The sequence below is a fragment of the Marinobacter sp. tcs-11 genome (assembly GCF_002049515.1).
Classification (GTDB): domain Bacteria; phylum Pseudomonadota; class Gammaproteobacteria; order Pseudomonadales; family Oleiphilaceae; genus Marinobacter; species Marinobacter nauticus.
Genome location: NZ_LLYU01000017.1, coordinates 33,433 through 45,117, shown reverse-complemented (window position 1 = coordinate 45,117; position 11,685 = coordinate 33,433). Strand labels below are relative to the sequence as shown.

At 57.5% G+C, this 11,685-nt stretch carries 10 protein-coding genes and 1 tRNA gene; 6 read left to right on the top strand and 5 right to left on the bottom strand.

All coding sequences use genetic code 11. The annotated features are described in order from the left end of the window. Both ihfA and ARC85_RS15555 read left to right on the top strand, forming a co-directional pair. Window positions 1-303: an integration host factor subunit alpha gene (ihfA, locus tag ARC85_RS15560; RefSeq protein WP_011785529.1), complete on the top strand. Its 303-nt coding sequence runs from the start codon at window positions 1-3 to the stop codon at window positions 301-303. Then, window positions 284-649, top strand: a complete 366-nt coding sequence (locus ARC85_RS15555) for a MerR family transcriptional regulator (RefSeq protein WP_011785528.1) — start codon at window positions 284-286, stop codon at window positions 647-649. Before ihfA ends, ARC85_RS15555 begins: the two co-directional genes overlap by 20 nt. An 89-nt stretch (window positions 650-738) precedes the next feature. On the opposite strand, the gene ARC85_RS15550 is transcribed toward ARC85_RS15555, so the two are convergent. Continuing rightward, window positions 739-927 carry a YgaP family membrane protein gene (locus ARC85_RS15550; protein ID WP_011785527.1) on the bottom strand — a complete coding sequence of 63 codons (189 nt, stop codon included), beginning with the start codon at window positions 925-927 and terminating at the stop codon, window positions 739-741. Between the two features lie 112 nt (window positions 928-1,039). Between ARC85_RS15550 and ARC85_RS15545 the strand changes: the two genes are divergently transcribed. Continuing rightward, the gene (locus tag ARC85_RS15545) at window positions 1,040-1,681 is read left to right on the top strand and encodes a Crp/Fnr family transcriptional regulator (protein WP_153741387.1); all 642 of its coding nucleotides are present in this window, start codon (window positions 1,040-1,042) and stop codon (window positions 1,679-1,681) included. On the opposite strand, the gene ARC85_RS15540 is transcribed toward ARC85_RS15545, so the two are convergent. Then, window positions 1,670-2,806 carry a glycerate kinase gene (locus ARC85_RS15540; protein WP_286715363.1) on the bottom strand — a complete coding sequence of 379 codons (1,137 nt, stop codon included), beginning with the start codon at window positions 2,804-2,806 and terminating at the stop codon, window positions 1,670-1,672. The two genes, ARC85_RS15545 and ARC85_RS15540, sit on opposite strands and share 12 nt — an antisense overlap. 1 nt (window position 2,807) lies before the next feature. Next, window positions 2,808-3,260 (bottom strand): Lrp/AsnC ligand binding domain-containing protein, encoded by a 453-nt coding sequence (locus tag ARC85_RS15535; RefSeq protein ID WP_011785524.1) that lies wholly within the window; start codon window positions 3,258-3,260, stop codon window positions 2,808-2,810. A gap of 199 nt (window positions 3,261-3,459) precedes the next feature. Here ARC85_RS15535 and putA point away from each other — a divergent pair, with 199 nt between their 5' ends. From putA to ARC85_RS15520, 3 genes are all read left to right on the top strand, one after another. After that, a complete protein-coding gene (putA, locus tag ARC85_RS15530) occupies window positions 3,460-7,089 on the top strand; it encodes a bifunctional proline dehydrogenase/L-glutamate gamma-semialdehyde dehydrogenase PutA (RefSeq protein WP_286715362.1) in 3,630 nt (1,209 codons plus the stop codon). Between the two features lie 117 nt (window positions 7,090-7,206). After that, window positions 7,207-8,418: an MFS transporter gene (locus ARC85_RS15525; protein WP_286715360.1), complete on the top strand. Its 1,212-nt coding sequence runs from the start codon at window positions 7,207-7,209 to the stop codon at window positions 8,416-8,418. 2 nt (window positions 8,419-8,420) lie between these two features. After that, the gene (locus ARC85_RS15520) at window positions 8,421-9,689 is read left to right on the top strand and encodes an MFS transporter (RefSeq protein ID WP_286715358.1); all 1,269 of its coding nucleotides are present in this window, start codon (window positions 8,421-8,423) and stop codon (window positions 9,687-9,689) included. A 47-nt stretch (window positions 9,690-9,736) separates the two neighbouring features. Here the strand turns inward: ARC85_RS15520 and ARC85_RS15515 are convergent. Both ARC85_RS15515 and ARC85_RS15510 read right to left on the bottom strand, forming a co-directional pair. Further along, a tRNA-Pro gene (locus ARC85_RS15515) sits at window positions 9,737-9,813 on the bottom strand. Between the two features lie 110 nt (window positions 9,814-9,923). Then, the gene (locus tag ARC85_RS15510) at window positions 9,924-11,567 is read right to left on the bottom strand and encodes an FMN-binding glutamate synthase family protein (protein ID WP_286715356.1); all 1,644 of its coding nucleotides are present in this window, start codon (window positions 11,565-11,567) and stop codon (window positions 9,924-9,926) included. Window positions 11,568-11,685 lie beyond the last annotated feature (118 nt).

Here is an 11,685-nt window from a genome sequence, read left to right as displayed (position 1 = left end):
ATGGCGGCTTTGACGAAAGCGGACATGGCAGAGCGCTTGTACGAGGAGTTGGGGCTTAACAAGCGGGAAGCCAAGGAAATGGTGGAAGCTTTCTTCGACGAAATCAGAGGCGCACTCAGCCACAACGAGCAGGTGAAGTTGTCGGGTTTCGGCAACTTCGATCTCAGGGACAAGAAGCAGCGACCGGGACGGAACCCGAAAACGGGTGAGGAAATTCCCATCAGTGCACGGCGCGTAGTTACGTTTCGACCAGGTCAGAAACTGAAGCAGAAAGTAGAAGCGTATGCTGGAACCCAGTCATAACAATGAGCTCCCGGTTATTCCGGGCAAGCGTTATTTCACCATTGGTGAAGTAGCCGAGCTGTGTGCGGTCAAGGCGCATGTGTTGCGCTATTGGGAGCAGGAATTCCCGCAGCTGTCGCCGGTCAAGCGCCGGGGCAATCGCCGTTACTATCAACGCGCGGATGTGATCACCATCCGCCAGATCCGCAGCCTGCTGTACGATCAGGGCTACACCATTGGTGGTGCCAAGCAGAAGCTCAGCAGCAGCGAAGTGAAGGATGATACTTCACAGTACAAGCAGTTGATCCGTCAGATGATCACCGAGCTTGAGGAAGTGCTGGATGTGCTGAACACGCCGGTGCGCTGAAACAGCAGTAAGCCTGTCTGCATTGAAGAACGACAAAGGCCAGAGTGGCGAGAGCTGCTCTGGCCTTTGTGTTTCTGGTGACTGGAGGCCTATTTTGTTTTGCAGGTTTTGATGCCGAGCAGGGAATAGGCAGGGCAGTTTCCCACCAGTGCTGTTGCCAGCGGTACAATGCCAATCCAGCCCCAGGGCGTCTGAGGGCCAACAAAGACCAGGGCCAGCAGGACAACACCCACGATGGCACGAATAATACGATCAGCGGAACCCATGTTTACCGTCATCTTGGTCTCTCCTGTGTGATGTCGGATGATGGTTTGACTATAGGCCTGTTATTGGCCGGGTTCAGTGATAAAGTCACACAGGCAGACGACTTTCGATACAAGGCAATGCGGAATGGCCAGGCACAGTATTCTCGACACACTACATGACTCCTTGCGCAAAGATGCCCTTGAGGGGCTCCAGGCCATGCGTTTCCCTCCCGGGCAGGTGCTGTTCAGTGCCGGAGAACATTGCCGGGGGCTTCCCCTGGTGCTGGATGGCAGTATCAAGGTGCAGATGACCGGAGCATCTGGCCACAGCATCGTGCTCTACCGTATGGGCGCTGACGATATCTGCACGTTGTCCATTGGCTGTCTGATGACGGGCCGTGGCTACCGGGCTGAAGCCATCGTTGAAGAGGAGGCAGAAGCCGCCATTATCCCGCGCGGATTATTCGATCGGCTGATGGATCAGTCGGCAGAGTTCCGGCTGGGGATTATGGAGTCCTATGGCCGTCGACTTGACGATCTGATGTTGTTGGTTGAAGAAGTAGCGTTTCACCGTATGGATGAGCGCCTGGCGGAGTGGCTTCAGGCCCGTGCGGCTGATGGTCAGAGTGTACTGAATATTACCCATCAGGAGCTGGCCGTGGAGCTGGGAACGGCCAGGGAAGTGGTCAGCCGACTGCTTAAAGAACTCGAACGCCGGGGCCAGGTTCGGTTGGCCCGCGGTCGGGTTGAGCTCACCGGATTACGGAAAACCGCTTCACCGGCGTGAGAAACTGTGCGTCAGGCGCGCCAGCTGCTCCGAAGACTTCTCGAGGTTAGCTTCTGCCAAACCATAGGCTTCCGTCAGGGTGATGGGAGCGGGGGTGATCGAGAAAACCGCTGTTAACCCAACGCTATGGAGCGGAGCCAGTTCAGCCCCTAATTTTCCACACAGGCCAATCACTGGTACACCGCAGGCATGCGCCAGTCTGGACACGCCGGCCGGCGTTTTTCCAAAGGCGCTTTGAGCATCGATGGCGCCTTCCGCGGTGATCACCAGATCTGCGTTGCGGATATGCTGCTCCAGTTTGACGGCCTCCATCACCAGCTCTATTCCCGGTTGGAGTCGGGCGCCCAGAATACCCTTGACCGTGCCACCAATACCCCCGGCGGCGCCACTACCGGGAAAGCTGGCAATGTCCAGGCCCTGCGCCTTAACCAGACGGGAAAAATGCGCAAGATTGGCGTCCAGCTGACGAACGTCGTCTTCATTGGCGCCTTTCTGCGGCCCGAAAACCGCTGCCGCTCCCTCCGGGCCCAGCAACGCATTGGTAACATCACAGGCCACAATCAACTGGATGCCGTTGAGTCTGCGAATGGCAGGTTCAAGGTCCGCCGTGGCCAGTCGTGCCAGGCCTGCACCGCCGGGCCCGATTTCCTCGCTCTGGTTATCCAGCAGGCGCGCCCCCAGAGCCTGCAGTATGCCCGCGCCGCCATCCGTTGTGGCGCTTCCTCCCAGGCCCATGATCAATGTTTTCGGCCGGTGTTTCAGGGCTGCCAGAATCAACTCTCCGGTACCACGACTGGTTGCCCGGAGCGCATCACGGGCCTCGGCGGGTACACAATGCAAGCCACTGGCTTCAGCTACCTCAATGACGGCGGTTTCGTTGTTATTGGCCAGGCCAAAGCGGGCTTCGATACGCTCACCCAGCGGGCCCGTGACGGCCACCGTATGCAGTTGCCCGCCCAGAGCCTCTGTCAGTGCCACTGTGGTTCCTTCGCCCCCATCAGCGAGAGGGATTTCTACAATCTCATCCTCCGGGGCAGCGTTGCGCCAACCACGGGCGATGGCAGAGGCAACTTGCTGCGCTGAGAGACATTCCTTGAAAGAGTCGGGGGCAACAACGATCCGCATCTTACTGTCCTCGGTCTTTAACGTTTTCCATCACGACAAAAGTGCTGGTCTGGAGTACGTGGGGCAGGCTGGAGATCTGTTCTCCCAGAACCTGGCGGTATTCAGCCATGTTGCGGGTACGTATTTTCAGAAGATAGTCGAAATTCGCCGCCATCATATGACACTGCTCCACCGCGGAGATTTGCCGGACGGCCTCATTGAACGCCGCCAGTGCCTTGCTGCTAGTGTCATTCAGGGTGACCTGGGCGAACGCAACATGAGAGAGCCCCAGCTTGGTCTGATTCACCATGGCGCTGTAGCCGGTAATGTATCCCTGATCTTCCAGCCGTTTCATTCGTACCTGACAGGGAGTCTTTGATAAACCGACCCGGGAAGCAAGGTCTGTCACGGTAATACGGCCGTTCTTCTGCAGTTCCCGGATGATGGAAAGATCGATTCTGTCGAGATCTGCCATGACTGCTATCCTTTGAGATAGTGGATGAATTTTTTTAAAAGGCCGAAACGTCCAATATTAGCGAAAGTGCAGGCTTATAGATAATTTTTAGGGTACTAAAAAAGGAAAATAATAATCTATTGTGATGCTGAACAGGCTAATTGCATGTACCTGCTTCGCTAAAATGCGGTCAGTATTCAAACAATCAGGAGGGTACACCATGAGTCTTCAGCAATCTGTGGCACCGGAACTTAACGACATTCGCCAGGCGATCCGTGCAAACTACCTGGCAGATGAACATGAAGTGATTCACCGGCTGATTGCTGAGGCCCAGTTGTCGGATGAAACCCGAAAGGCGATCTCGGTCCGGGCGGCAGAGCTGGTGCGGGATGTCCGCAACAGCGCACGCCCGACCATCATGGAAAAGTTTCTCGCCGAATATGGGCTGACCACCAAAGAAGGTGTGGCTCTTATGTGCCTGGCGGAGGCTTTGCTGCGGGTACCCGACAACCTCACCATCCAGGACCTGATCGAAGACAAGATCACCTCTGGCAACTGGGGTGCTCACGTGGGCAAAGCCAAATCCGGAATGATCAACTCGGCCACCCTGGCGCTGCTGATGACCAGCAACCTGCTGAAGGATTCCGAGCGCCAGAGTGTGGGGGATACCTTGCGCAAGCTGGTAAAGCGCCTGGGCGAACCGGTTGTGCGCACCGTGGCGGGCCAGGCCATGAAGGAAATGGGGCGCCAGTTTGTACTGGGTCGTACCATTGAAGAGGCACAGGACCGCGGCAAGTCCCAGGAAGAGAGGGGCTATACCTATTCCTATGACATGCTGGGCGAAGCGGCGCGCACCGATGCCGATGCTCAGCGTTATTACCAGGCGTACTCTGATGCCATTGACAGCATCAGCAAGCGCTGCAAAGGCGATGTGAGGACGAATCCGGGTATCTCGGTGAAGCTGTCGGCGCTGCTGGCACGCTATGAGTACGGGCATAAAGAGCGGGTGATGAATGAGCTCATGCCCCGGGCACTCAAGCTCGCCAGAAAGGCGGCAGCGGCCAACATGGGCTTCAATATTGATGCCGAAGAGCAGGATCGTCTTGATCTCTCCCTGGATGTGATTGAGGCCATCCTGTCCGACCCGGAACTGAAAGACTGGCAAGGTTTTGGTGTTGTTGTTCAGGCGTTCGGCAAGCGCGCCTCGCAGACCCTCGACTGGCTCTATGCGCTTTCTGAAAAACTGGATCGCCGCATCATGGTGCGGCTGGTTAAAGGTGCTTACTGGGATGCCGAGATCAAGCGTGCCCAGGTGATGGGCCTGTCAGACTTTCCGGTCTTCACCCGCAAGGCCTGCAGCGACGTCGCTTACCTGGCCGGTGCTCGCAAGCTTCTGGGCATGACCGACCGTATCTACCCGCAGTTTGCCACCCACAATGCCCATTCGGTGTCAGCGGTGCTGGAACTGGCCAAGGATCTGAGTCGGGATAAATTCGAATTCCAGCGCCTGCATGGTATGGGCGAATCCCTGCACGATCAGGTTCTGGAGGACAGTGGTGTGCCTTGCCGGATCTACGCGCCGGTGGGCGCCCACAAAGACCTGCTGGCTTACCTGGTTCGCCGGTTGCTGGAGAACGGTGCCAACAGTTCCTTTGTTAACCAGATTGTGGATACCAGCATCACCCCGGAAGAAATCGCCAAAGACCCTATTGACGTGGTGGTGGGCCTTGGCCAAAACCTGTCCAGCAAAGCGATTGTGCACCCGTCGAAAATCTTTGGTGAGCAGCGTCGAAACTCCAAAGGCTGGGATATTACGGATCCGGTGACGGTGGCCGAGATTGATGAAGGTCGTAATCGTTACAAGAGCCATCAGTGGAAAGGTGGCCCGATACTGGCCGTGGATTCTGTCAGTGACGAAGTGGTTGAGGTACGGAATCCTGCAAACCCGGACGACCTGGTCGGTCACATCACCTATACCTCAGACGTGGATATTTCGTCAGCTCTGGACGCCGCTCAGGACGGCTTCAAACAGTGGTCTTCGGTACCGGCGGAAGAGCGTGCGGCCATGATTCGCAGGGTCGGCGACCTTTACGAAGAGAATGTGCACGAGCTGTTTGCGTTGACCACCCGAGAAGCAGGCAAATCCCTGCTGGATGCCGTGGCCGAGATTCGTGAGGCCGTGGATTTTGCCATGTTCTATGCCAATGAAGGCATTCGTTACAAGAATGACGGCGAAGCCCGTGGTGTGATGTGCTGCATCTCGCCCTGGAACTTCCCGCTGGCGATCTTTACTGGCCAGATTCTGGCGAACCTGGCGGCCGGTAACGCGGTGGTGGCCAAGCCGGCAGAACAAACCTCGCTGCTGGCCTTCCGGGCCGTGGAGCTGATGCATCAGGCGGGCATCCCCCGGGCTGCGATCCAGCTATTGCCTGGTACCGGCGCCACCGTGGGTTCCGGACTGACCTCAGATGCCCGGGTGACCGGCGTGTGTTTCACGGGTTCAACCGCCACGGCGCAGCGGATCAACAAGGCCATGACTGAACACATGGAGCCGGATGCACCGCTGGTGGCAGAAACCGGTGGCCTGAACGCCATGATCGTGGATTCCACCGCGTTGCCGGAGCAGGTGGTGCGTGACGTGCTGGCATCCTCCTTCCAGAGTGCCGGTCAGCGCTGTTCTGCACTTCGCATGCTGTATGTACAGAAGGACATTGCCGATAATCTCCTGGACATGCTCTACGGTGCCATGGAGGAACTTGGTATTGGTGATCCGTGGCAGTTGTCGACCGATGTGGGCCCGGTGATCGACGAAAATGCCCGCAAGAAGATTACCGACCATTGCCAGAAATTCGAGCAGCAAGGCAAACTGCTCAAGAAACTCAACGTACCGGAGACGGGCCTGTTCGTGTCGCCGGCAGTGCTTCAGGTGAGCGGAATTGAAGAGCTGGAAGAGGAGATTTTCGGCCCGGTTCTGCACGTGGCTACGTTTGAAGCCAAGGACATCGACAAGGTGATTGATGCCGTCAATGCCAAGGGCTACGGTCTGACTTTCGGTATTCATAGCCGCGTTGACCGCCGGATCGAGCACATTGCCAGTCGTATCAAGGTGGGCAACACCTACGTTAACCGTAACCAGATCGGCGCCATCGTCGGCTCCCAGCCATTCGGTGGCGAGGGACTGTCTGGTACCGGGCCGAAAGCCGGTGGCCCGCAATACGTGCGCCGTTTCCTGCGGGGTGAGGTGGTTGAAAAGCCTGCTCAGTCCAGTGACAAGGTGTTCAGTACCGACAAGGCCCAGAAGCTGATCGACAAGCTGGCCAAAGCAGCGGTACCGGAAGCGGAAGGTCGTCAGGCGTTGCTGGAGCCCTTCTTCGGTAAGGTGCCGGCGCCTCTGGACGAAGGGTACGAGGAGATGCCGGGGCCGACGGGCGAGCAGAACCATCTGTCCTGCCATGGTCGCGGGCTGGTGCTGTGCCTTGGTCCAGACGCCGAGTCTGCCGTTGAGCAGGCCGGCACCGCCCTGTCGCAGGGTAACAAGGTGGTAGTGATTGCACCGGGCGCCGAGAAGGCACTGGCCGATGCCATCAAGGCCGGACTTCCGGTTATTGCCAGCGATGGCATGCTTGATCCGGACGCTCTGAGCCATCTGACCGGCTTTGAAGCGGTGGTGAGCGTAGCCGAGAAGCCGCTGCTCAAGCAGTATCGCATGGCGCTGAGTAAGCGTGATGGCGCGCTGTTGCCGGTGATCACAGAACACAAGCTGGATCAACGCTACGTGATTGAGCGGCATCTGTGTATCGACACCACAGCGGCCGGCGGTAACGCCAGCCTGATTGCGTCGGCTGAATAAAGCCGGCTTGGGCCGGGGGATCGCTTCCCCCGGCTTTTCCTTTCCTCGCGTTTCTGTTGCGAGCCATTCGCGTTACCATAGCCCGTTTTAGCTACATCATTCGAATCGGGCATCCACTTGCAAAACAACCATTCCAGCCACCGCGACTCTTCCGGGGGAGCCTCTGAGGCCTCGCAAAATTTCTTCGCGGTCTGTCTGTCACTGACGCTGTGTTTTGTCGTCTACTCAATGCTGATTGTGGCGGTGCCAGTGTATGGTCTTCAGCTTGGCGCGTCTCCGCTCGTTCTGGGTGCGGTGTTAAGCGCTCAGTATCTGCTACCGCTGGTCCTGGCCATTCCCTTGGGAGGCATCGTGAGCCGGTTTGGTGGCAGGGCCACGCTGCTGGCCGGGGCGGGCATTATGGTGGCAGGCTTGTTGTCGATGCATGCGTGGTATGGCTATGCGGGCCTCGTGACTGGTCAGTTGCTGGTGGGGCTGGCTCACCTCCAGATGGTTCTGGCTGCCCAGACCATCATTTCCAACCTGGGCACCGGGCCGAGGCTGGAGCAGTACTTTGGCTGGTATGCCACCTGGCTGTCGGGCGGGCAGGTTATCGGCCCCCTGTTGGCCGGTGTTGTGCTGAAGTCTTCCGATACCGAGTACGTGTTCCTTGTGATGGCTCTGTTTGCACTGGTCTCGGGCGTTGTAACACTCCGCCTGATCGGGCAGGCGAGGGAGCGTATTCACGTTACCCGAAAGCAGGCGGGTTTCCGGGCGCAATGGCAGCTTTTCGGCAGTAACCGTGGGGTGCAGTTGTCGATTCTGGTCACGGTATTGGGGATGTTCGCACTCGGGGTCTACGGAAGCTATTTGCCAGTGTACCTGGAGAGCCTGGCCATCAGCCCGTTGATAATCGGAGTTCTGGTCAGTCTTCGAGCCGGTGTTTCCATGCTGGTTCGGCCGTTTATGGCGCGCATTATTGCACTTGCCGGAGGCCGCGTGCCGACAGTGTTACTCTCGCTCGGTACCCTTGCCGCTGGCTTGGCTTTTCTGGGGGCGTCTGAGCAGTTGCTGCTGATGGCTGCCCTGGCCATGCTGGTCGGTATCGGTTCCGGTCTTACCCAGCCTTTATCCATGGTGATCCTGGCGGAATCTGTGGAACGTGAGCGGCGTGCAGGGGCATTGGGTATGCGTTTGATGGCAAACCGGGCGGTGCACTTTCTGGCGCCCCTGTTCTTTGGCCTGCTACTTGAACTGAGCGGCTTTACCCTGGCTTTCGCTGCTTCAGGTATACTGATTGGCTTCGCGCTTATTCTGGCGCACCGACTGTTCAGCTCCGGGAATCTGTAACCATGTCTGGCACGGCCTCCGGCACCTATGATCGACTGATCAACCCTGTACTTGTCGCAGGCTGTATTATTATTCTGGTTGGCTTTTCCGTGCGGGCCTCGTTCGGTCTGTTTCAACTGCCGATTGCCCTGGAATTTGCCTGGCCAAGGGAGTCGTTTTCTCTGGCCATCGCCATTCAGAACCTGTTCTGGGGCATCGGGCAACCCATCTTTGGTGCCTTTGCCGAACGCTACGGTGATCGCAAAGCTATCCTGGTGGGCGGTATCTGTTACGTGGTCGGGCTGGTTGCCTCGGCATTCGCCATTACCCTGGGCCAGCACCAGTTCCTGGAGATGCTGGTTGGGTTCGGGATTGCCGGAACCGGATTCGGTGTCATTCTCGCTGTCGTAGGGCGCTCTGCCCCGGAAAAGCATCGCTCCATGGCGCTGGGCATTGCAACCGCAGCCGGTTCTGCAGGGCAGATCATTGGCCCGCCCGTCGCGCAGGCGCTGCTGAGCCAGATGCCCTGGCAAAGCGTGTTCATGGTGTTGGCCGGTTTCATTACGGTGTCGATGCTTGCCCTTCTGTTTATGCGGGCACCCAAGGCGGCGCCCTCGGTATCGACCGATGAACCGATGGGGGTGGTGCTGAAGCGAGCGGTGAAAGACCCCTCCTTCCTGTTCATTTTTATCGGCTTTTTCTCGTGCGGGTATCAGTTGGCTTTCATCACCGCGCATTTTCCGGCGTTTATAACCGAAATGTGTGGGCCAATTACGCCAGACAGCCTGATCTACGTGCTGGGGGTAACGTCAGCGTCCGGGCTCGGCGCCATCTCAATTGCTCTGATCGGTCTGTTCAATATCGGTGGCACACTGATGGCCGGCTGGTTGGGTAACCGATACTCGCGCAAGTACCTTCTGGCGACGATTTACCTGTTACGGACAATCGTCTCTGCCGCCTTTATCATGGCGCCCATTACTCCTGAAAGCGTGGTGCTCTTCTCGGTGGCAATGGGTTCGTTGTGGTTGGCGACGGTACCACTGACTTCCGGCCTGGTTGCGCACATCTACGGCTTGAAGTACATGGGCACGCTCTATGGCCTGGTATTCTTTTCGCACCAGCTTGGCGGCTTTCTTGGTGTCTGGCTGGGTGGAGCCCTGTACGACCTCTACCACAACTACACGCTGGTGTGGTGGATCGGTGTAGGTGTCGGGGCGTTGTCGGCACTGATTCACCTGCCGATTCGGGAATACCCCTGGGAGAAGCGTGGGCAGGCGGTCGCTGCCTGCTAGAACGACAAAGCCCGGACCTTTCGGCCCGGGCTTTGTGTAGGGAATTCTGGTCGGGACGGTAGGATTTGAACCTACGACCCCTTGCACCCCATGCAAGTGCGCTACCAAGCTGCGCTACGCCCCGTAAACTGCAAACCGCCGAGAAACAAGGTTTATCTCAGTGGCTTAGCGGGAGCGAAGTCTACACCAGCCCAAGCTAAAAATAAACACCGGGCTGGCGAATTTATCTCGAAATCAACGTAACTTGGTCTCCCGCAGCGCCAGAATGAATTCCGGGGGCTCGAAGGTATCCGGTTGGGCGTTTTCCCAGTACTTATCGAAAACCCGAAGGCCGGTTTTGCCCTCCAGTAGTGCTCCCGGTTCGAGGAACGGAAACAGGTCCAGATAGCTATGCACTTCGGTTTTGGAGACGCGACGGACGATGTGCTCCGGGCCAAGCTCAGAGGGATGGCGGAGCCCCGAGGCCTCAAGCAGATTCTGCAGGGCATCCAGGGTGTTCTTGTGGAAGTTGAATACCCGCTCGCTTTTCAAGGGGACGTCCAGTTTATTGCCACGACGGGGATCTTGCGTTGCGACCCCGCTGGGACAGCGGCCGGTATGACAATTCAATGCCTGGATGCAGCCCAGGGAAAACATGTAGCCCCTGGCGGAATTACACCAGTCCGCTCCCAGAGCAAGGGTGCGGGCAATATTGAAAGCGGACGTGATCTTACCTGCGGCGCCAATGGCGATGTCTTCGCGCAGGTGGGTACCCACCAGTGTGTTATGAACCAGAAGCAGGGCTTCAGTCATCGGCATGCCAAGGCGATTGATGAACTCCAGTGGCGCCGCACCGGTGCCGCCTTCGCCGCCATCAACCACGATGAAGTCGGGCTTTTTGCCTGTCTTCAGCATAGCCTTAACGATGGCGAACCATTCCCAGGGGTGGCCAATGGCGAGCTTGAAGCCGACCGGTTTGCCGCCGGAGAGGCTTCGCAGCTGTTCGAGGAATTCCAGCAGTTCAATGGGGGTGGAAAAGGCGGAATGGCTGGCGGGTGAAATGCAGTCTTCGCCAACCTGAACGCCTCGGGCCTCAGCGATTTCGGGGGTCACTTTTGCACCGGGCAAAATGCCACCGTGGCCTGGTTTTGCCCCTTGAGATAGTTTGACCTCTATCATTTTGACCTGGTCCAGGGTGGCATTCCTTTCGAACATCTCGGCATTGAAGGAGCCGTCGGGATGCCGGCAACCGAAATAGCCGGAACCGATTTCCCAGACCAGATCTCCACCGGGTTCCCGATGGTAGCGGGAGATAGATCCTTCCCCCGTATCGTGGTAGAAGCCGCCCTTCTTTGCACCGGTGTTCAGGCTGAGAATGGCGTTGGCGGAAAGTGAGCCAAAGCTCATGGCAGAGATATTGAACACGCTGGCACTGTAAGGTTTCTCGCAGTTTTTGCCGATCAGGATCCGGAAGTCACTGCTGTCGAGTCGGGTTGGGGTTAGCGAGTGGTTCATCCATTCAAAGCCCTCGTCGTACATGCCTAGCTGTGAGCCGAATGGCCGTTTGTCGAGTACGTTCTTCGCTCGTTGATAGATAATAGTGCGCTGTTCCCGCGAGAACGGCCGCTCCTCCGTATCAGACTGGATAAAGTACTGCCTGATCTCCGGGCCGATTGACTCAAACAGATACCGGAAGTTGGCCATGATGGGATAGTTTCGGCTAACAGTATGCTTTCGCTGCAGTAAATCCCAGGTGCCGAGGGCTGTGAGAGCACCAAAAATCACCGGAAACAGATAGCCTGCTCCAAGCCAAAGCGTTACCGGTAACGACACCAGCAGCCCGGCGATGCTGAGAACATAAACGGAGTAGCGCAAAGGGAAGGTGGTGGTTTTTTCCATGAATACCTCTGGTTGCTGTCGGGCGGGTGTCGGCGAAACCTTGCAGTATAACTACGTCACCTGTCCGGGTAGTAGACCTGTTTCAGGGAACAATCGTTGCCTCTGAAAAATCTGGTCT